Annotated in this window: 16 protein-coding genes and 2 pseudogenes; 11 read left to right on the top strand and 7 right to left on the bottom strand. The window is 60.6% G+C overall.

The window, feature by feature from the left end:
• Window positions 1-10: 10 nt before the first annotated feature.
• The 7 genes from nuoI (at window position 11) to AU074_RS23565 (ending at window position 9,996) form a co-directional block, all read left to right on the top strand.
• A complete protein-coding gene (gene nuoI, locus AU074_RS23595) occupies window positions 11-559 on the top strand; it encodes an NADH-quinone oxidoreductase subunit NuoI (RefSeq protein WP_003174725.1) in 549 nt (182 codons plus the stop codon).
• 9 nt (window positions 560-568) lie between these two features.
• The gene (gene nuoJ, locus AU074_RS23590) at window positions 569-1,072 is read left to right on the top strand and encodes an NADH-quinone oxidoreductase subunit J (RefSeq protein WP_003219561.1); all 504 of its coding nucleotides are present in this window, start codon (window positions 569-571) and stop codon (window positions 1,070-1,072) included.
• 2 nt (window positions 1,073-1,074) lie between these two features.
• Complete coding sequence (gene nuoK / locus AU074_RS23585) at window positions 1,075-1,383, top strand: NADH-quinone oxidoreductase subunit NuoK (RefSeq protein WP_003219560.1); 309 nt, start codon at window positions 1,075-1,077, stop codon at window positions 1,381-1,383.
• Window positions 1,380-3,233, top strand: a complete 1,854-nt coding sequence (gene nuoL, locus AU074_RS23580) for an NADH-quinone oxidoreductase subunit L (RefSeq protein WP_076016754.1) — start codon at window positions 1,380-1,382, stop codon at window positions 3,231-3,233. The genes nuoK and nuoL overlap by 4 nt, the downstream gene beginning before the upstream one ends.
• 49 nt (window positions 3,234-3,282) lie before the next feature.
• On the top strand, window positions 3,283-4,815 hold the full coding sequence (gene nuoM, locus AU074_RS23575) for an NADH-quinone oxidoreductase subunit M (RefSeq protein ID WP_076016753.1): 1,533 nt from the start codon (window positions 3,283-3,285) through the stop codon (window positions 4,813-4,815).
• 7 nt (window positions 4,816-4,822) lie between these two features.
• Window positions 4,823-6,286, top strand: coding sequence for an NADH-quinone oxidoreductase subunit NuoN (gene nuoN, locus AU074_RS23570; protein WP_076016752.1), 1,464 nt, complete (start codon window positions 4,823-4,825; stop codon window positions 6,284-6,286).
• 350 nt (window positions 6,287-6,636) lie between these two features.
• Window positions 6,637-9,996 (top strand): dermonecrotic toxin domain-containing protein, encoded by a 3,360-nt coding sequence (locus AU074_RS23565; RefSeq protein WP_143503659.1) that lies wholly within the window; start codon window positions 6,637-6,639, stop codon window positions 9,994-9,996.
• Window positions 9,997-10,008: 12 nt separating this feature from the next.
• Here AU074_RS23565 and AU074_RS34970 read toward each other — a convergent pair whose 3' ends face one another.
• The 3 genes and pseudogenes from AU074_RS34970 to AU074_RS23555 all read right to left on the bottom strand — a co-directional run bounded on the left by AU074_RS34970 (window position 10,009) and on the right by AU074_RS23555 (window position 13,078).
• Window positions 10,009-10,764 carry a methyl-accepting chemotaxis protein gene (locus AU074_RS34970; RefSeq protein WP_371916653.1) on the bottom strand — a complete coding sequence of 252 codons (756 nt, stop codon included), beginning with the start codon at window positions 10,762-10,764 and terminating at the stop codon, window positions 10,009-10,011.
• Window positions 10,765-10,866: 102 nt separating this feature from the next.
• Window positions 10,867-11,688, bottom strand: a pseudogene (locus tag AU074_RS34965) (cache domain-containing protein); the annotation flags it as partial.
• Between the two features lie 70 nt (window positions 11,689-11,758).
• Window positions 11,759-13,078: a Na+/H+ antiporter family protein gene (locus AU074_RS23555; protein WP_167410187.1), complete on the bottom strand. Its 1,320-nt coding sequence runs from the start codon at window positions 13,076-13,078 to the stop codon at window positions 11,759-11,761.
• A gap of 394 nt (window positions 13,079-13,472) precedes the next feature.
• Here AU074_RS23555 and AU074_RS34960 point away from each other — a divergent pair.
• Window positions 13,473-14,762: pseudogene (locus tag AU074_RS34960) on the top strand (HAMP domain-containing protein); the annotation flags it as partial.
• Between the two features lie 102 nt (window positions 14,763-14,864).
• Window positions 14,865-15,620, top strand: coding sequence for a methyl-accepting chemotaxis protein (locus tag AU074_RS34955; protein ID WP_371916652.1), 756 nt, complete (start codon window positions 14,865-14,867; stop codon window positions 15,618-15,620).
• An 87-nt stretch (window positions 15,621-15,707) separates the two neighbouring features.
• On the opposite strand, the gene AU074_RS23545 is transcribed toward AU074_RS34955, so the two are convergent.
• The 4 genes from AU074_RS23545 to AU074_RS23530 are packed head-to-tail and all read right to left on the bottom strand — an operon-like array spanning window position 15,708 to window position 18,320.
• Complete coding sequence (locus AU074_RS23545) at window positions 15,708-17,024, bottom strand: sensor histidine kinase (RefSeq protein ID WP_076016749.1); 1,317 nt, start codon at window positions 17,022-17,024, stop codon at window positions 15,708-15,710.
• Window positions 17,021-17,689 (bottom strand): response regulator transcription factor, encoded by a 669-nt coding sequence (locus tag AU074_RS23540; protein ID WP_076016748.1) that lies wholly within the window; start codon window positions 17,687-17,689, stop codon window positions 17,021-17,023. The genes AU074_RS23545 and AU074_RS23540 overlap by 4 nt, the downstream gene beginning before the upstream one ends.
• Complete coding sequence (locus AU074_RS23535) at window positions 17,689-18,012, bottom strand: PepSY domain-containing protein (RefSeq protein WP_003219549.1); 324 nt, start codon at window positions 18,010-18,012, stop codon at window positions 17,689-17,691. The genes AU074_RS23540 and AU074_RS23535 overlap by 1 nt, the downstream gene beginning before the upstream one ends.
• Complete coding sequence (locus AU074_RS23530) at window positions 18,012-18,320, bottom strand: PepSY domain-containing protein (protein ID WP_008432789.1); 309 nt, start codon at window positions 18,318-18,320, stop codon at window positions 18,012-18,014. Before AU074_RS23530 ends, AU074_RS23535 begins: the two co-directional genes overlap by 1 nt.
• Before the next feature lie 159 nt (window positions 18,321-18,479).
• On the opposite strand from AU074_RS23530, the gene AU074_RS23525 reads away from it, so the two are divergent.
• Both AU074_RS23525 and queD read left to right on the top strand, forming a co-directional pair.
• Complete coding sequence (locus AU074_RS23525) at window positions 18,480-19,559, top strand: patatin-like phospholipase family protein (RefSeq protein WP_076016747.1); 1,080 nt, start codon at window positions 18,480-18,482, stop codon at window positions 19,557-19,559.
• A 77-nt stretch (window positions 19,560-19,636) separates the two neighbouring features.
• Entirely contained in the window at window positions 19,637-19,993 is a 357-nt protein-coding gene (gene queD / locus AU074_RS23520; RefSeq protein WP_003190259.1) for a 6-carboxytetrahydropterin synthase QueD, read from the top strand.
• Window positions 19,994-20,026 lie beyond the last annotated feature (33 nt).

Genomic DNA, 20,026 nt, shown 5'->3' with positions numbered 1-20,026 from the left:
GATTTGACCCATGTTCAAATATATTGGCGACATCGTTAAGGGTACCGGTACCCAGTTGCGAAGCCTGGTGATGGTGTTCGGTCACGGCTTTCGCAAACGCGACACCCTGCAATACCCGGAAGAAGCGGTGTACCTGCCGCCGCGTTATCGCGGCCGTATCGTCCTGACCCGCGACCCCGACGGCGAAGAGCGCTGCGTGGCCTGCAACCTGTGCGCCGTGGCGTGCCCGGTGGGTTGCATCTCGCTGCAGAAAGCTGAAACCGAAGACGGTCGCTGGTACCCGGACTTCTTCCGCATCAACTTCTCGCGCTGCATTTTCTGCGGCCTCTGCGAGGAAGCTTGCCCGACCACCGCGATCCAACTGACACCGGATTTCGAGATGGCCGAGTTCAAACGTCAGGACCTGGTGTACGAGAAAGAAGATCTGCTGATCTCTGGTCCCGGTAAAAACCCTGATTACAACTTCTATCGTGTTGCAGGTATGGCCGTTGCCGGTAAGCCGAAAGGCGCCGCACAAAACGAAGCCGAGCCGATCAACGTGAAGAGCTTGCTGCCTTAAGGAAGAAAGATGGAATTCGCTTTCTATTTCGCATCGGGTATTGCAGTGGTGTCCACGCTTCGCGTGATCACCAACACTAACCCCGTGCACGCCCTGCTCTACCTGATCATTTCGCTGATCGCCGTGGCCATGACTTTCTTCAGCCTCGGCGCACCGTTCGCCGGTGTGCTGGAAGTGATCGCCTACGCCGGCGCCATCATGGTGCTGTTCGTGTTTGTGGTGATGATGCTCAACCTGGGGCCGGCTTCGGTCGCCCAGGAACGCGTCTGGCTCAAACCCGGCATCTGGCTCGGCCCGGTGATCCTGGCAGCCCTGCTGCTGGGTGAGCTGCTGTATGTACTGTTCGCTCACCAGAGCGGCCAGGCCATCGGCCACACCACCGTAGACGCGAAAGCCGTGGGCATCAGCCTGTTCGGCCCGTACCTGCTGGTGGTCGAACTGGCTTCGATGCTGCTGCTCGCTGCAGCCATCACCGCCTTCCACTTGGGCCGCAACGAAGCCAAGGAGCAATGACGATGCCTGCTATCCCTTTGGAGCATGGTCTGGCGGTCGCCGGCATCCTGTTCTGCCTTGGCCTGGTCGGCCTGATGGTTCGCCGCAACATCCTGTTCGTGTTGATGAGCCTGGAAATCATGATGAACGCCGCGGCACTCGCGTTCATCGTGGCCGGTAGCCGTTGGGGCCAGCCGGATGGACAAGTGATGTTCATCCTGGTGATCAGCCTGGCAGCCGCCGAGGCCAGTATTGGCCTGGCGATCCTGCTGCAACTGTATCGTCGCTTCCACACGCTTGATATCGACGCTGCCAGTGAGATGCGCGGATGAACATGATCTTTCTGACTTTCGTATTTCCCCTGATCGGTTTCCTGCTGCTGTCGTTCTCCCGTGGACGCTGGTCGGAAAACCTCTCGGCCTTGATCGGCGTGGGTTCCATTGGCCTGTCGGCGATTGTCGCCGCCTACGTCATCTGGCAATTCAACGTTGCGCCGCCGGAAGGCGGTCACTACACCCTGGTGCTGTGGCAGTGGATGTCGGTGGAGGGCTTCAAGCCCAACTTCGCCCTCTACGTCGACGGCCTGTCGATCACCATGCTCGGCGTGGTGGTGGGTGTGGGCTTCCTGATCCACCTGTTCGCATCCTGGTACATGCGCGGTGAAGCCGGTTACTCGCGCTTCTTCGCCTACACCAACCTGTTTATCGCGAGCATGCTGTTCCTGGTGCTGGGCGATAACCTGTTGTTCCTGTACTTCGGCTGGGAAGGCGTGGGCCTGTGCTCGTACCTGTTAATCGGTTTCTACTACAGCAACCGCAACAACGGTAACGCAGCACTCAAAGCCTTTATCGTGACCCGGATCGGCGACGTGTTCATGGCCATCGGCCTGTTCATCCTGTTCCAACAAGTGGGCACGCTGAACATCCAGGAACTGCTGGTGCTGGCACCGCAGAAATTCCAGGTCGGCGACTTCTGGATCACCCTGGCGACCCTGATGCTGCTGGGTGGCGCCGTTGGTAAATCCGCGCAACTGCCGCTGCAAACCTGGCTGGCGGATGCGATGGCCGGCCCTACCCCGGTTTCGGCACTGATCCACGCCGCCACCATGGTGACTGCCGGTGTCTATCTGATTGCCCGTACCCACGGCCTGTTCACCCTGGCACCGGAGATTCTGCATCTGGTGGGCCTGGTGGGTGGCGTGACCCTGGTGCTGGCAGGTTTTGCTGCCCTGGTTCAAACCGACATCAAGCGTATCCTCGCCTACTCGACCATGAGCCAGATCGGCTACATGTTCCTGGCCCTGGGCGTTGGCGCCTGGGACGGCGCGATCTTCCACCTGATGACCCACGCCTTCTTCAAGGCCCTGCTGTTCCTTGCTTCCGGTGCGGTGATCGTTGCCTGCCACCACGAGCAGAACATCTTCAAGATGGGCGGCCTGTGGAAGAAACTGCCGTTGGCCTATGCCAGCTTCATCGTCGGCGGCGCGGCCTTGTCGGCCCTGCCACTGGTGACCGCAGGTTTCTACTCGAAAGACGAAATCCTCTGGGAAGCCTTTGCCAGCGGTAACCACGGCCTGCTGTACGCCGGCCTGGTGGGTGCATTCATGACCTCGCTGTACACCTTCCGCCTGATCTTCATCACGTTCCACGGTGAAGCCAAGACTGAAGCCCATGCAGGCCACGGCATTTCCCACTGGTTGCCACTGTCGGTGCTGATCGTCCTGTCGACCTTCGTCGGCGCCATGATCACCCCGCCTCTGGCCGGTGTTCTGCCGGAAAGTGCAGGTCATGCCGGTGGTGCAGCCAAGCACAGCCTGGAAATCGCCTCGGGTGCCATCGCCCTGGCCGGTATCCTGCTGGCAGCCCTGCTGTTCCTCGGCAAGCGCCGCTTCGTCACCGCCATCGCCAACAGTGGCATTGGCCGCTTCCTTTCGGCCTGGTGGTTCGCTGCCTGGGGCTTCGACTGGATCTACGACAAACTGTTCGTCAAGCCTTACCTTGCGATCAGCCACGTACTGCGCAAAGACCCGCTCGACCAGACCATCGGTTTGATCCCGCGTGCCGCCAAGGCCGGTCACACCGCCCTGAGCCGCAGCGAGACTGGCCAATTGCGCTGGTATGCAGCTTCCATGGCGGCCGGTGCCGTCCTGGTGATCGGCGCCATCATCGTGGTCGCGGTCTGACTATGCACATTGCGAACTTTGCGAACTTGCGAAAGGAAACGAGCCCGTCATGATTCTGCCCTGGCTAATCCTGATCCCTTTTATCGGCGGCCTGCTCTGCTGGATGGGTGAACGCTTCGGCGCCACCCTCCCCCGCTGGATTGCGTTGCTGACCATGTCCCTGGAACTCGCGCTCGGCCTCTGGCTGTGGGCCCACGGTGACTATTCATTTGCTCCGGCACCGGGTGTCGATCCAACCTTCGCGCTTGAATTCAAGCACGTGTGGATCCAGCGCTTCGGCATCAACGTGCACCTGGCCCTCGACGGCCTGTCGCTGTTGATGATCCTGCTGACCGGCCTGCTGGGTATCCTCTCGGTACTCTGCTCCTGGAAAGAAATCCAGCGTCACGTGGGCTTCTTCCACCTGAACCTGATGTGGATCCTGGGCGGTGTTGTCGGCGTGTTCCTCGCCCTCGACCTGTTCATGTTCTTCTTCTTCTGGGAAATGATGCTGGTGCCGATGTACTTCCTCATCGCGCTCTGGGGTCACAGTTCTTCGGACGGCAAAAAAACCCGGATCTACGCGGCGACCAAGTTCTTCATCTTCACCCAGGCTTCCGGCCTGATCATGTTGGTGGCGATCCTGGGTCTGGTACTGGTCAACTTCAACAGCACGGGCGTGATCACGTTCAACTACGCCGACCTGTTGAAAACCAAGATGTCCCTGACCACCGAGTACATCCTGATGCTGGGCTTCTTCATCGCGTTCGCGGTGAAGCTGCCGGTGGTGCCGTTCCACTCCTGGTTGCCTGACGCTCACGCCCAGGCGCCGACCGCAGGTTCTGTGGACCTGGCCGGTATCCTGTTGAAGACGGCGGCCTACGGCCTGCTGCGTTTCGCCCTGCCGCTGTTCCCGAATGCCTCGGCCGAGTTTGCGCCGATCGCCATGACCCTCGGTCTGATCGGGATCTTCTACGGTGCGTTCCTGGCCTTCGCCCAAACCGACATCAAGCGCCTGATTGCCTTCTCGTCCGTTTCCCACATGGGTTTCGTACTGATCGGCATCTACTCCGGCAGCCAACTGGCGCTGCAAGGCGCGGTGATCCAGATGCTGGCGCACGGTGTGTCGGCAGCGGCACTGTTTATCCTCAGTGGCCAGCTCTACGAGCGCCTGCACACCCGTGACATGCGTGAAATGGGTGGCGTGTGGTCGCGTATCGCCTACCTGCCGGCCATCAGCCTGTTCTTCGCCGCCGCATCCCTGGGCTTGCCGGGTACCGGTAACTTCATCGGCGAGTTCCTGATCCTGATGGGTGCTTTCGTGCATACACCGTGGATCAGTGCGATCGCGACTTCAGGCCTGGTGTTCGGTTCGGTCTACTCGCTGATCATGATCCACCGTGCGTACTTCGGTCCGGCCAAGTCCGACACCGTATTGCACGGCATGGACGGTCGCGAACTGATCATGGTGCTCGGCCTTGCAGTACTGCTGATCTTCATCGGCGTGTACCCGCAACCGTTCCTGGATACCTCTGCCGCAACGATGCATGGCGTGCAGCAATGGTTCAGCACCGCCTTCACTCAACTCGCTTCGGCCCGGTAAGAGCGCTATGGAATTCACGATCCAACACTTTATCGCGCTTGCGCCGCTGCTGATCTCCAGCCTCACCGTTGTGGTGGTGATGCTGGCGATCGCATGGCGCCGCAACCACTCACAGACCTTCCTGATTTCCGTGGCAGGTTTGAACCTGGCCTTGCTGTCGATTATCCCGGCACTCAAGGTCGCACCGCTGGCGGTCACGCCGCTGTTGATGGTCGATGACTTCGCGCTGCTGTATATCGCGTTGATCCTCGTGGCCACCCTGGCCTGCGTCACCCTCGCCCACGCCTACCTCGGCGAAGGCGGTACGGGTTACCCGGGCAACCGCGAAGAGCTGTACCTGCTGATCCTGCTGGCTGCAACCGGCGGTATCGTGTTGGTCAGCGCACAGCACCTGGCCGGCTTGTTCATCGGCCTGGAACTGCTGTCGATCCCGGTCTACGGCCTGGTGGCGTATGCCTTCTTCAACAAGCGTTCCCTGGAAGCCGGCATCAAGTACATGGTGCTGTCGGCCGCCGGTTCCGCGTTCCTGTTGTTCGGTATGGCCCTGCTCTACGCAGAAGCCGGCAGCCTGAGCTTCAGCAGTATCGGTCATGCCCTGGCAGCTTCCGGCAGCCCTGCGCCAATCGCCCAACTGGGCCTGGCCATGATGCTGATCGGCCTGGCGTTCAAACTGTCGCTGGTGCCATTCCACCTGTGGACCCCGGACGTGTACGAAGGCGCCCCGGCGCCGGTGGCCGCGTTCCTGGCTACCGCGTCGAAAGTTGCCGTGTTTGCGGTGATGGTGCGTCTGTTCCAGATCTCCCCTGCGGCCAACACCGGTGTACTCAGCAACGTGCTGACCATCATCGCAATCGCCTCGATCCTGTTCGGTAACCTGCTGGCGCTGACCCAGAACAACCTCAAGCGTCTGCTGGGTTATTCGTCCATCGCGCACTTCGGTTATCTGCTGATCGCCCTGGTGGCGAGCAAGGGCCTGGCGATGGAAGCCATCGGCGTGTACCTGGTCACCTACGTGATCACCAGCCTCGGCGCTTTCGGTGTAATCACCCTGATGTCCTCGCCTTACAAAGGCCGTGACGCAGACGCCCTGTACGAATACCGCGGCCTGTTCTGGCGCCGTCCGTACCTGACCGCCGTACTGACCGTGATGATGCTGTCCCTGGCCGGTATCCCGCTGACCGCTGGCTTCATCGGCAAGTTCTACATCGTGGCGACCGGTGTTGAGGCTCACGAATGGTGGCTGGTTGCTTCCCTGGTACTGGGCAGCGCCATCGGCGTTTTCTACTACCTGCGCGTGATGGTGACCTTGTACCTGATCGAGCCAAACCTGCGCCGTGTGGACGCCGAGTTGCACTGGGAGCAGAAAGCGGGCGGCGTGATGCTGCTGGCAATTGCCCTGCTGGCGTTCTTCCTGGGTGTTTACCCACAGCCGTTGCTCACCCTGGTGCAGCATGCGGTGATGGCGGGTTGACCGCTTAGTTAGATGCAGCAAGCAAAACGGCGCCTTCGGGCGCCGTTTTGCATTGTGCTCACTCGAAGATACACATCGCTCCTTTTCGCCAAAGGAACCAGACATTCCCTCTCCCCCACTGAAGGATATGCCGCTGGAGCGGTATCCAAAAAAAACAGGTGAGAATGGACTGAGGCCTGCCTTTCGAGGTGCAACGAATGTCGATATTTTCTGCAGCTGCCCCACCGCCCTTTGATTATATTCCTCCCGCTCCCCTCGCTCTCACACCATCGCCCTCTGTCGGGTCCCAGGCGAGGTCGGTGCACCAGGAGCAACCGGCGCAGGCGCCCCGCGTCACAGCTGCCTCCCCCATGCCACCGAACGTCCATGCCATTTATCCAGCGGTAGTCGCACGGTATGTATTTGGAAGGGCACCTACCGATCAAGCCGCGTTCCTCCAGCAGTACACGCAACTCAACACGCAAATCAATCGGTTGCGGGCGCAACAGCCCACCTTCAGTAGCTTCTTGGGGCAGCAAACGCCAAAGCAAATCGAGGCGCTGCTGTCACATCCAGAGCCAGGCAAAAAACTCGCTCAGCAATTCTCCGAAACCATCAACCGGTTCTGGACAACTCAGCGCCCCCCTGAGCGCAACTCGACCTCACCTCAAAACGAGCTGATCAACCTGCACCGAGACATGCTCTCCAACCTGGCAGCCCTGGGGGCAACCAACGGCACACTGAGCCCACAAAGCAAAACGCTGATCGACAACGCGTTTCGCTTCCCGACCCTGGCGGCCCGGGAAACCGCTTTCCCTCCTGGCAACAGGCTGGGCGTGTATCCAATCACGGTGGATGACAACACCGCCGTGGGTGCGCGCCTGGCCGGTGCCTTCATGATTAGTCGCAATGACGGCTCCGCCGCCGAAGCGCCGCACTGGCCCAACGGGAGCAAGAGCATCCTGGCCGACGAGCGCAATGGCCCCGTGGTGCTTTACACGCCGGGAGAAGGCTTTGAAGAGTTCGCAACCCCTGCGCAACTGCACACGATGCTGGCGCAACGAATCAACAACGGCGGCATCCCGGCAACACTGCTGGCGCAAACCCTGCCTTTATCGGTGGAAAACAAGCGCCAGCCGTTGTCCGGGGACGATCTGGCGCTTGGTTTTGCTCCCGTCCCGGGGGACGTTGTCGTCGAAGTGATACCTCAGCTATTCCAACGCCAGACAGATGAGCTGGAAGCCACTATTGTGGGGTTATTCAAAACCTACCCAGCCTTGTTAAGCCGACCAGATGTGCATGGCGCTATACAGGATGCAGCCAACTGGGCCGCCCCCATGGACGGCAACAATGCATTGCTTGCCGAGTATGAAAGGCTGGAAGAAAAACAACGTCCATCATGGTTGAAAGAGCTGTCGTTCCTCCATGAAGGCCACTACCAATACCTTGAGGGTGTGGAGCAGCGCAGCCTACAGACGCTGACGCCGCTGCTGGAAGACATTCCCTCCCTGCAAGCGTTTGCCAAACAGAGGTTGAGCGCCGCACTCAAGGAAAAATACCCGACAGCCAATTACGACCCGGACCAGATCCAGGTGAAAATCACCACACAGTCCAGAATTCATAGCGGTAGCCGGGCAGGCTCCTACACTGATCGCACCGTCGATACCCAATACCTGTCATTGACTGACTTCTCGCTGAAGAATCCCACCGCCTGGCCTGCGGCAGACAGCCATCAGCACACCTCAGTGACCATGACTGCCCCGTTAATTGACGATATGGGCCTCGACCTGCTGGATGACGACTTCAACCCCATTACCTGGAACACCGCAGAACTCAAAGCTTTCGCAAGCGAGATAGATGTCGGCGGCAACTATGTCAAATTGCTCCAGCAACGAATGGCGCCGGATGCCCAGGAGGGAGAGCCCGGAAAACTGCGCACGGCGTGGAAAGCCACTCTGACCGATTCCATGATCAAACAAGCCTTTCTGGGGCAATTGAACCGGCACGCTTATCCGGAAGATTCCGAGGGGCCGCAGTGGGTACAGGCTGTCCTTGATTATCCGGACGCCGCCACTCGACCGCAGGTGGATGGCAAAACCATTGTCGCCCATACCGCGAGCGCTCACGGCCTGCCTCTTCAGGGTGTACTCGCCATCGGTAATGCTCCGGAGTCGGCGCTGGTGTTGTATAGCCCTGACGCTCCCGACGGCGTGTCATTTCGGCAACTTGCCAGTCAGGCAGCCCTCGAAGAACTGTTCAACCAGCCGCAATGGAAAACCTACGCCGAAAGCAAAGCTTCGCCGATCAACCCCAATAGCCTGAAGGCCACTCTCTCCGATCTGCTGCAAAAAAACATTCCCAACGTGCTGGATCGTATAGCCAAGGCCAAGGAGATGGCGAGCAGCGCCTACCTCAAACCCATCCAGGGCAATGTCCTGGACGCCCTGTACAAACAGATGACGGAAATATTGATCGATAAAGCCGACTTCAGCTCTGTCAGCACCGCTGAGGTGGAAAAGGAGTCGACTCACAATAAGGTAATGTTCGGTATCGCAGTAGGCACCGCGTTCATGGACGTCCTGCCCATTGTCGGCAAAGGCGTATCCACTGGCGTCAGGCTGGGCAGGACCGGACTGAAATTCATCAATGCGCCGGGCCAGTCCATCGTCAAAATTCTCGACAAACCCAACCGGCTGGCCATGATTTATGCACGATACGCAGGCCGCACGACTAACACTGCAACCAATGCCAGCCCGATTCTACGACCCGTATTGCGGTTACCGGCGGCAGAAAGCGCCCTGGCACCACTGATACCCCGTACACCTCCCGCCATTAAGGCAACCACCGCCCAGTTGCCCGACCTCAGTAGTCATGCGGTGCCCGAGAACCTGCTTGCCGGTAGGCCGATAAGGGGGGACGGCACCTATCAGGTCGGCGAACAGTTCTACATCCGGTATACCGATGGCACCGGCATCAACAGGCCGTTTCAAATAAGCCGGAACTACAAAGCCGAGGGCGGCATCGTCCGCGTCATTGATCCGCAAAACCAAAAACAGGTCGCGTTCCTGCACCGGACAAACGATGGCACGTGGCGAGTCAGTAAATTGCGTGGGGGAGGAGCGACAACCAATGGAGCGAGCTCGCATGCCAACGGCTATCAGGCCAGCCGCCCTTCCCAGGCGACAGCCAAACGCCCCCTTTCCCAGGGCAATGGCGCTGCATCATCCAGCACCGCCAGCAATCCGGCCGCACAACCGGACGCAGCCAACAAACGGCCTCGGCTGGCCGAAAGTTTTCCGGGTGAGAAAGCTACGCTGGAACCGCCAGTCAAAGGCCAGAACGTTTTTTATCACTACACGGGGAAAAAAGGTCATTCAGCCATCCTTGCCAGTCGTAACCTGTCGCCCTCGAGCAGCAAGTTGACCGGAGAACGCCTGCCTGGAAACCAGGGAAGGCATTACTTCACGGATCTGGCACCTGATGACAAGGCAACCGCAGAGATTTCCCGGACCATTTTCGGGCGCCGCCAGTACGGTAATGCACTGGATAAAATGACCCACTACTACGAGATAAACACCTCGGGCCTGCAAATGGTGCGAAGCCCGGACAACCCGCATATCTTTTATGTAGACACGCGATTTGATGTGCCCTTGAAGTATCGGACCGCGCCCGGTTCAGACTTGGTGGACCGCGTCATCGCCCATGGAGAAACCCCCTATAACCCGGGTTGATGACCCACCCGGTCAGATCCTGAACTGCCCCACCAACTGACCCAACCGCTGCCCCAGGTCCGCCAGGCTGCGGGAGGTCTGGGCACCCTGTTGGGTTTCATCCGCCACGCTGTCCACCGCCACCGCGATCTGATGCACGCTGCGATTGATTTCTTCGGCCACGGCGGTTTGTTCTTCCGCCGCACTGGCGATTTGCGCGTTCATCGAGTTGATGGTGCCGATCAACTGCGCCATGGTGTCCAGGGACGCACCGGCTTCGTTGGCCTTGGCAGACGTGCCGTCGCCGGCGTCGCTGGAGCGGCGCATGGATTCCACGGCGGCTTCGGTGCCTTTTTGCAGACGGTCGATCATGCCCTGGATTTCCTGGGTGCTTTGCTGGGTGCGGCTCGCCAGAGCCCGTACTTCGTCGGCGACCACGGCAAAACCACGACCGGCCTCCCCTGCCCGCGCGGCTTCAATGGCGGCGTTGAGGGCGAGCAAGTTGGTCTGCTCGGCAATCGAGCGGATCACGCCCAGCACGCTGACAATCGAGGAAACGTCCTGCTGCAAGCTGTCCAGGGACACGCCGCTGGTGCGGATGTCGTTCACCAGCGCATGAATCTGCGCAATGCTGCCGTCCACGACTTTTTTCGCGGCTTGGCCTTCGGCGTCAGTTTGCTGTGCCGCCACCGCTGCACCTTGAGCACTGCGCGCCACTTCGTGGGCAGCAGAAGACATTTCGTTGATCGCGGTAGCCACCTGGTCCGTCTCGTGACGCTGGCGCTCCATGGCTTTCTCCGAGCGATTGGCTTGCTCGGCGACCTGACTCACCAGGCCGGTAAGCTGGGAGGTCATTTCGGTAATCTGCCGCACCAGGCCGTGGATCTTGTCGACAAAGCGGTTGAAGGAACCGGCCAGTTCCCCCAGCTCGTCCTGACTGGTGATAGCCAGGCGGCGGGTCAGGTCACCCTCACCGGCCGCGATGTCGTCGAGGTTGATCTTCATCAGGTGCAACGGCCGCAGGATGGTATTGGCCACCAGCATGCCCACGGCGGCGATCACCAGCAGCACCACCACGGCAATCCCGATGATGCTCAGCACCACGCCTTCCATGCGCTTCTCGACTTTGGCCTGAACCTCGGCGACCTGGGCGTCGATACCGTCCAGGTTCACCGACGTACCGATCACCATGTCCCATTTGGGCAGGTATTCGGTGTAGCCGAGCTTGGGCACCAACTCGGTCTGGCCGGGCTGTGTCGAGCTGTATTGCAGGTAGTGGGTGCCGTCCTTGCCGACCTTCACCAGGTCGCGGTTGACGTAGACGCCATTCGGATCGCGGTTGTCCTTGAAGCTTTTACCGACGCCGTCCGGGCTGTTGCCCTTGAACAGGCGAATGGTCTCGGAGTCGTAGCCGAAGAAATAACCGTCCTTGCCGTAGCTGGTGTTGGACAGCAGCTTGACCACCTGCGCCCGCGCCGCCGTGTCGCCCTGGGCGGCAGCGTCGTACAGCGGCTTGATGGTGGTCATGGCCACCTCGACGTAACCGCGCAAGGTGGTCTTGGCGTCGTTGAGCAGGTTCTGACGGGTTTCTTCAACCTCGTTACGAGCCTGCTCCCGGAGGATCCAGACCGTGGTCAGGCTGATGATCACGGCAAACAACAACACGGGCAGGACAGCAAGGGACAGTACTTTGGCCTTTAGACTCAGACGCATGGCTCTTCTCTCTTAAGGGACAACTTAAGAGGTTAACGGCTAGTAACAATAAATCTGTAGGACAATCCCGTCAGAGCGTCATCGCGGCAAACCAGCCAAACGCCAGCAGCGGAATGTTGTAGTGCAGGAACGTCGGCACCACGGTGTCCCAGATATGGTGATGCTGGCCGTCGATGTTCAAACCCGAAGTCGGGCCCAGGGTGGAGTCCGACGCCGGTGAGCCCGCATCACCCAATGCCCCGGCCGTGCCGACGATGCACACGATGGCCAGCGGACTGAAGCCCAACTGCACGCACAACGGCACAAAGATCGCCGCGAGGATCGGCACCGTGGAAAACGACGAGCCGATACCCATGGTCACCAACAACCCCACCAGCAGCATCAGCAACGCGCCCACACCGCGGCTATGGCCGATAAACGCCGCCGAGGCTTGCACGAGTGTCTGCACTTCGCCGGTGGCCTTGAGCACTTCGGCAAAGCCTGACGAGGCGATCATGATGAAGCCGATCATCGCCATCATCTTCATGCCTTCGGTGAACAGGTCATCGGTGTCGCGCCAGCGTACGATGCCCGACACCGAAAAGATCAGGAACCCGGCGAGGGCGCCGATGATCATCGAGTCCAGCCAGAGCTGGATAATGAACGCCGCCGCAATCGCCAGGCCGGCCACCAGCAGGGTCAGCGGGTTGTATTGCACCGCCACCTGCTCGACCCGCTCGATTTTCTCCAGGTCGTACACGCGCTTCTTGCGGTAGCTGATAAACACCGCCACCAGCAGGCCGACCACCATGCCCAGCGCCGGGAGGCCCATGGCGTGGGTGACGTTGACGTGGCTGATGTCGACGCCGCTCTTGGCCACGTTGGCCAGCAGGATCTGATTCAGGAAGATATTGCCGAAGCCCACCGGCAGGAACATGTAGGGCGTGATCAGGCCGAAGGTCATGACACAGGCGATGAGGCGGCGATCCAGTTGCAGCTTGGTCAGCACGTATAAAAGCGGCGGTACCAGCAGCGGGATAAACGCGATGTGGATCGGCAGGATGTTCTGCGAGGCGATGGCCACCACCCAGAGCAGGCCGATCAACAGCCATTTGACGTGACTGCCGCCCGTGGCTTCCTGGCGATCCACCAGCAGCAGGGCTTTGTCGGCCAACGCATGGGCCAGGCCGGATTTGGCAATCGCCACGGCGAACGCGCCGAGCAACGCGTAGGACAACGCCACCGTCGCACCGCCACCGAGCCCGCTGTTGAACGCCTTGAGCGTTGCATCGATGCCCAGGCCGCCGGTCAGTCCACCCACCAGGGCGCCGACAATGATCGCGATCACCACATGCACGCGGGACAGGCTGAGCACCAGCATCGTGCCGACCGCGGCGATTACTGCATTAATCATCGTTACCTCAAGACAGAAAAAACTAAAAAAAGCACACACCTGCCCGGGCTGCTGTCGGGAACGGCTGCCGCAAACCAGGTTTTAAAGGAGTTTTATTAGAGGGCGCGCACTTTGCAGCACCCGGCCTGGCTTGTCAAAACTGTGGGGAGAAGGTCTGTCAGTGGTTAGGGGATTTGCCTGTGGCGAGGGGCTTGTCCTGTGGCGAGGGGGCTTGTCCCCCGTTGGAGTGCGCAGCGCTCCCGCTTTTTTTGGGGCCGCTACGCAGCCCAACGGGGGACAAGCCCCCTCGCCACACAAACAAGTTTAAATTGATCGTTTGAATAAAGAAAAATCCTGGGCGGCCGATACAGGCAGATCGTCTCTGTCGTATCGAAAGGTTAAGGAAGGCTCCATGTCGCTCAGACAGCTGTCCATTCAATGGAAAATCACCCTGCTGGCCGGACTTTGCCTGCTGGGCATCGTGACCTTGCTGGTAGGTCTCTCGCTGTACCGCATGGCGCAGAGCTCCGACCTGGTGAAGGCTTCCAGCATGGAAATGCTCGACGAAGCCGCCCAGGCACGCATTGAAGCCCAGGGTGAAGTCCAGGCATTGGGCATTCGCCAGCAGTTCATGGACGCTTATCAATACGGCCACGGTTTTTCCCGCCAGGTGCTGTTCCTGCGCGAACAGGCCGAGAAACGCTTTCTGGATGCCTTCGACCTGCGCGAAGACCTGACGCGCCAGGTAAAGGCTGCGCTGCAAGCCAATCCGGAACTGCTGGGCTTGTCCTTGGTGTTCGAGGCCAACGCACTGGATGGCAAGGACGAGTTGTTCGCCAACCAGCAAGAGCTGGGCAGCAACGACAAAGGCCGTTTTGCGCTGTACTGGTCGCAGCCGACTGCGGGCAAGCTGACGTCAATGTCGCTGCCCGAAAGCGACATGTCCGACACCAGCGTCGGACCCAGCGGCGAAAAAGCCAACGCCTGGTTCACCTGCCCGCGCACCACCCTCAAGCCGTGCGTGATCGAACCCTACTTCTATGTGATCGACGGGCAAAAGGTGCTGATGACCAGCATCGTCTTCCCGCTGATGGTCAACGGCAAAGTGATCGCCTCGCTGTCGGTGGACATCAACCTCAACAGCCTGCAAGCCGTCAGCCAGGGCGCCAGCCAGAAACTCTATGACGGCCAGACCAGCGTCAGCATCATCAGCCCGGTGGGCCTGCTGGCCGGCTACAGCCCGGACGCCGGCAAACTCGCCCAGCGCCTGGACGCCGTCGACACGGCCAACGGCGCGCAGTTGATCAGTTCGCTTTCCACCAGCACCCAGACCCGCAGCGTGCGCACCGACCATCAACTCAAGGTGCTCGCGCCGTTCCAGCCGATCCCCGATGGCAAGCCGTGGGGCGTTTTGCTGGATGTACCGGAAAAAGTCCTGGTGGCTCCGGCTGAAGCCCTGAAGTCCAAACTGGATGCCGACAACGCCAAAGGCACCCTGCTGGAACTGAGCCTGGGCCTGCTGGCAGCAATAATCGGCCTGTTGCTGGTGTGGCTGATGGCCCGCAGCGTAACCCGCCCGATCCTCGGCGTGGCGCGCATGCTGGAAGACATCGCCAGTGGCGAAGGCGACCTGACCCGGCGCCTGGCCTACGACAAGCATGACGAACTCGGCGAGCTGGCCGGCTGGTTCAACCGTTTCCTCGACAAGCTGCAGCCGATCATTGCCCAGGTCAAACGCTCGGTGCAGGACGCCCGAGGCACCGCTGACCAGTCGGCGGCGATTGCCACTGAGACCAGCGCCGGCATGGAGCAGCAATACCGCCAGGTCGACCAGGTGGCCACCGCCTCCCACGAGATGAGCGCTACCGCCCAGGACGTTGCCCGCAGTGCAGCACAAGCCGCCCAGGCCGCCCGCGATGCCGATCAGGCCACGCGTGAAGGTTTGACCGTGATCGACCGCACCACCACCAGCATCGGCCATTTGGCCGCAGACATGAGCACCGCGATGACCCAGGTTGAAGGCCTGGCCGCCAACAGCGAGAAGATCGGTTCGGTACTGGAAGTGATTCGTGCGATTGCCGAGCAGACCAACCTGCTGGCGCTGAACGCCGCCATCGAAGCTGCCCGTGCGGGTGAAGCCGGTCGTGGTTTTGCGGTGGTCGCCGACGAAGTGCGCAATCTGGCGCGGCGTACCCAGGAGTCGGTTGAAGAAACCCGCCTGGTGATCGAGCAACTGCAAAGCGGTACCCAGGAAGTGGTCGGCTCCATGAGCAACAGCCATCGTCAGGCCCAGGGCAGCGTCGAACAAGTGGGCCAGGCCGTGACCGCCTTGCGCCAGATCGGCGATGCGGTGACGGTGATCAGCGACATGAACCTGCAAATCGCCAGCGCCGCCGAAGAGCAAAGCGCGGTGGCCGAGGAGATCAACAACAACGTGGCGACGATTCGCGATGTGACAGAGTCGTTGTCCGAGCAGGCGAATGAATCGGCGCGGGTCAGTCAGGCGTTGAACAGCTTGGCGAATCAGCAGCAGGGCCTGATGGATCAGTTCAAGGTTTGATGAGCTGCGGGATACTCTGGTGACAAGCCCGAGTATCCGTAGCAGCTGTCGAGCCTCGCCAAGGCTCGACAGCTGCTACGTTTGTTTTCAATGGCGGCGTGGCAGGTCGACAACTACCTTTAACCCGCCCAGCTCGCTCTCCTGCAACAAAAGCACCCCGCCCCACACCTCAACAATATCCCGCACGATCCCCAGTCCAAGGCCGTGGCCGTCAGTCTGCTCATCCAGCCGCGTGCCTCGGCTGAACACCTGGTCGCGCTGGCTCTCGGGAATCCCCGGCCCGTCATCTTCCACCACCAGCCGAAAGCCTTCCGGGGTTTCGCTGATGCTCAACACAATCTCCTCGTCCGCCCATTTACAGGCGTTGTCCAGCAGGTTGCCCAACAACTCCAGCAGGTCTTCGCGGTCCCACGGCAACTGCAAACCAGGCGGTACGCGGTAACTCAAATCCAGGTGTTCGCCATGGATCATGTTCAGGGTCGCCAGCAACCCTGGCAATTCGCCATCGCAGTCAAACAGGGCCCCGGGCAGCGTCTCGCCGGCCAGGCGCGCACGATTGAGTTCGCGATTAAGCCGTTGTTGCACCTGCTCCAGCTGTTCGCGCAGCAGCTTGCTCAGTTGCGGATGGTCCTTGAGCTGCTCACTGGATGCCACGCTCAGCAACACCGCCAATGGGGTTTTCAACGCATGGCCAAGATTGCCCAGGGCATTGCGCGAACGTTTGAGGCTGTCTTCGGTGTGGGCCAGCAAGTGGTTGATCTGCGCCACCAGCGGTTCCAGTTCTACCGGCACCTGGGTGTCCAGTTGCGAGCGCTGACCTTGCTGCAGTTGCGCGATCTGGTTGCGCGCGGTCTCCAGCGGGCGCAAGGCGCGGCGCACGGTGACCCGTTGCAGAAGCAGGATCAGCAACAGCGCCGCCAGTCCCAGCACCAGGCCGATCTGGCGCATCAGGCGAAAGCTTTCCCTGACCGGGGTGTAGTCCTGGGCCACGCTGATGGAAATCGATTGGCCAAAACGCTTGTAGTCCGAACGCAGTACCAGCAACTGCTGGCCTTCCGGCCCCAATTGCAGGTTGCCCTTGAGCCCGGCTTGGGGCAGTTGTGGCAGTTCCTGGTCCCATAACGAGCGGGAACGCCAATGGGTGTCGGCAAAATCGATACGGAAATAGTGTCCGGAAAACGGCCGTTGATAAGCAGGAGACAGCCGCTGTTCATCCAGTTGCACGCCCATAGGCCCGCGCACCAACGCCACCAGCAGGTTTTCGCTGTCGTTGCGCAACCCCGATTCCAGGTAGCGTTGCAGGCCCATTTCGAACAGCCACAGGCTGGTCTGGGCCAGCACCAGGCCGACAATCACCATTACGCTGATCAGCCCAAGGCTCAGGCGCCGCTGGATCGACTTCACGCAGGGCTGGCGCCGAAACGGTAACCCTGGCCGCGCCGGGTCTCGATCACGCTGCGGCCCAACTTGCGGCGCAGGTGATTGACATGGACCTCCAGCACGTTGGAATCACGCTCAGTCTCGCCATCATATAAGTGTTCGGCCAAATGGCTTTTCGAAAGGATTTGCTCGGGGTGCAGCATGAAATAACGCAACAGCCGAAACTCGGCGGCTGTCAGTTGGATCTCCTCGCCATCGCGCATCACGCACTGGCGGCCCTCATCCAGGTGCAAGCCGGCAGCTTGCAAGGTGGGCTGATTGGCCTGGCCATGGGAACGGCGCAGCAAGGCCTGAACACGCAGGTGCAGCTCTTCGGGGTGAAAGGGTTTGCTCAGATAGTCGTCGGCGCCCGCCTTGAGGCCTTCGATGCGCTCGGCCCAGGAGTCGCGAGCGGTGAGGATCAGCACCGGCGTGGCCAGGCCGGCGGCACGCCACTGCGTCAACACTTCAAGCCCGGGCAAACCCGGCAGGCCGAGGTCAAGAATGATCAGGTCGTAGGGTTCGCTGCGCCCCTGATACACCGCGTCGCGCCCGTCCGCCAGCCAGTCCACGGCATAGCCCTGGCGATTGAGCCCGGCCATCAGCTCATCGGCCAGGGGTACGTGGTCTTCCACCAGAAGCAGGCGCATCAGTCGTCTTCCTTGTCTTTGAGCAGTTGACCGGTGTTGGCGTCGAGTTCGATCTCGCGCACCACGCCTTCGACCGTTAACAGTTCGATTTCATAGATAAAGCGCACAGGACGATCCTTGTGCTCTTCAAGCTCTGCATCCAGCAGCTTGGCGCCCGGGTAGCGCTCGAAAGCCGGGCCCAGCAGATGCTCAAGCGGCGCGATCACGCCCTTCTGGCGCAGGCGCAGTGCTTCATCCTGGCCCAGGTCCCGAGCGGCCAGGCCTGAGCAAAATGCCAGGAGCACCAGCGCCACTTGAACGCTGGTGCGTAGATTTACCTTCATTACGTATCCTGATGATCCTTGAGGACGGCGCCGGTGACAGCGTCCAGTTCCAGGTCCCACTCAACGCCCTGGGCGTCGCGCAGTTCAACCTGGTAAAGGTATTTGCCGTATTCCTCTTCAAGCTCGGTTTCATGCACGGTGGCACCGGGATGTTTGGCCAGTGCGATAGCATTGAGCTTCTCGAAAGACACAATGGTACCAGCGTCGCGCAACTTCAGTGCTTCGTCCGGCCCCAGGTCGCGAGCCTGGGCGACGCCAGCGGTGAGGGCAATGATACTGCTGGCGATCAAGGCTGTGAGGGTTTTCATGGTGAGTCTCCGTTTCAGGATATTTTGCCTACGGGGCTCACCGTACTGGATCCAACTTAACTGAAACTGAATTGCCACCATGGCAATTCTCTGCGAGACCTTTGCCTGCAACCAGGCCAGATTTTCTATACTGCCCTGCTCGCGGTAAATGAGACCGGTATGACTGCTATCCATATGAAGTTCCCCGCCTTGACCCTCAAGGCCGGTAAACGTGCGTTCTCGCGCATTCGCGAACAAGGGCTTGCGCCTGCGGACGTCGGCATCCTTCCCGGCGCCGCCGGTGGCCCCAAGGCCCTGGGCATCCAGGGTCTGGACCTGGCGCTGTTCGGCGACTGGCTACCCCGCGCGCCACGGGAACGCGCGCTGATCGGCGCCTCGATTGGCTCCTGGCGGTTTGCCAGTGCGTGCCTGCCCGACCCGGTACAAGGCCTGCTCGACCTGGGCCGGCTGTACAACGAACAGCGCTTTGCCAAAGGCGTGACCATGGCCGAAGTCAGCCAGAGTTGCGTGCGCATGCTCGATGATTTGCTGGCCGGCCGTGATGCCCGGGTGCTTGATAACCCGAACTACCGGCTGAACATCATGGTGGTCAAAAGCCACGGCCTGCTGGCGGACGATCATCGCGGTCGCCTCGGTTTGGGGCTGTCATCGGTGATCGCCGACAACCTGCGGGGCCGCGCGCGGCTGTCCCGGCACTTCGAACGGCTGATCGTCCACGACCCACGCCAAGCGCCTCCGCTGCATGCGCTCAAGGATTTCCCCTCGCGCTTCCTCGATCTGGAACTGGGCAACCTGCGCCAGGCGTTGCTGGCGTCGGGTTCGATCCCCATGGTGATGCAAGGCGTGCGCGACCTGCCGGGCGCCGGTGCTGGCACCTATCGCGATGGCGGCCTGCTGGACTATCACCTCGACCTGCCCTACCACGGTGATGACATTGTGCTGTACCCGCACTTCACCGACCGGGTCATTCCCGGCTGGTTCGACAAAGGCTTGCCGTGGCGCCGCGCCAATCAACAGAGACTGCAGGATGTATTACTGCTGGCACCGTCGAAGGAATACCTGGCCCGCCTGCCCCACGGCAAACTGCCAGACCGCAGCGACTTCAAGCGCTTCATGGGCGATGACCCGGGCCGCAACAAGTACTGGCAAACCGCGATGAGCGAAAGTCAGCGGCTGGGGGACGAGTTTCTGCAACTGGCCGAAACCGGGCAATTGGGCGAGCGCCTGCTGGCCCTCTGATCAAGCGGTGTGCGCGGCGAGGTCACAAACTGTTAAACTCGCCGCCTGCCAGACACCTCACCGAGCTGAAAAACCCTGTGGAAATCTTCAAAGAGTTTACCTTCGAGTCCGCCCACCGCCTGCCCCACGTTCCGGAAGGCCACAAATGCGGGCGCCTGCATGGCCATTCGTTCAAAGTGGCGATCCACCTCAGCGGCGACCTCGACCCGCATACCGGCTGGATCCGTGACTTCTCGGAGATCAAGGCGATTTTCAAGCCGCTCTACGAGCGCCTCGACCACAACTACCTCAATGACATTCCGGGCCTTGAAAACCCCACCAGCGAAGTGCTGGCCAAGTGGATCTGGAATGAACTGAAACCGTTGTTGCCGGAACTCAGCGCGATTCGTATCCATGAGACTTGCACCAGCGGCTGCATCTATCGCGGCGAATAAGCCGGCAAGGTAAAAAAACCACCCTTGAGGTGG

It is taken from the genome of Pseudomonas sp. ATCC PTA-122608, assembly GCF_001952855.1.
Classification (GTDB): Bacteria; Pseudomonadota; Gammaproteobacteria; order Pseudomonadales; family Pseudomonadaceae; genus Aquipseudomonas.
This window is presented reverse-complemented; position numbering and strand designations above follow the sequence as displayed.

Excerpts from the sequence above, each read along its gene's own strand:
- AU074_RS23540 (WP_076016748.1), bottom strand. The coding sequence starts at position 17,689 with ATGCGCCTGCTTCTGGTGGAAGACCACGTACCCCTGGCCGATGAGCTG.
- nuoI (WP_003174725.1), top strand. The coding sequence starts at position 11 with ATGTTCAAATATATTGGCGACATCGTTAAGGGTACCGGTACCCAGTTG.
- nuoJ (WP_003219561.1), top strand. The coding sequence starts at position 569 with ATGGAATTCGCTTTCTATTTCGCATCGGGTATTGCAGTGGTGTCCACG.
- AU074_RS34955 (WP_371916652.1), top strand. The coding sequence starts at position 14,865 with ATGGAGCAGCAATACCGCCAGGTCGACCAGGTGGCCACCGCCTCCCAC.
- AU074_RS23525 (WP_076016747.1), top strand. The coding sequence starts at position 18,480 with ATGACTGCTATCCATATGAAGTTCCCCGCCTTGACCCTCAAGGCCGGT.
- nuoN (WP_076016752.1), top strand. The coding sequence starts at position 4,823 with ATGGAATTCACGATCCAACACTTTATCGCGCTTGCGCCGCTGCTGATC.
- nuoM (WP_076016753.1), top strand. The coding sequence starts at position 3,283 with ATGATTCTGCCCTGGCTAATCCTGATCCCTTTTATCGGCGGCCTGCTC.
- nuoK (WP_003219560.1), top strand. The coding sequence starts at position 1,075 with ATGCCTGCTATCCCTTTGGAGCATGGTCTGGCGGTCGCCGGCATCCTG.
- AU074_RS23565 (WP_143503659.1), top strand. The coding sequence starts at position 6,637 with ATGCCACCGAACGTCCATGCCATTTATCCAGCGGTAGTCGCACGGTAT.
- AU074_RS34970 (WP_371916653.1), bottom strand. The coding sequence starts at position 10,764 with ATGGAGCGCCAGCGTCACGAGACGGACCAGGTGGCTACCGCGATCAAC.
- AU074_RS23530 (WP_008432789.1), bottom strand. The coding sequence starts at position 18,320 with ATGAAAACCCTCACAGCCTTGATCGCCAGCAGTATCATTGCCCTCACC.
- AU074_RS23535 (WP_003219549.1), bottom strand. The coding sequence starts at position 18,012 with ATGAAGGTAAATCTACGCACCAGCGTTCAAGTGGCGCTGGTGCTCCTG.
- nuoL (WP_076016754.1), top strand. The coding sequence starts at position 1,380 with ATGAACATGATCTTTCTGACTTTCGTATTTCCCCTGATCGGTTTCCTG.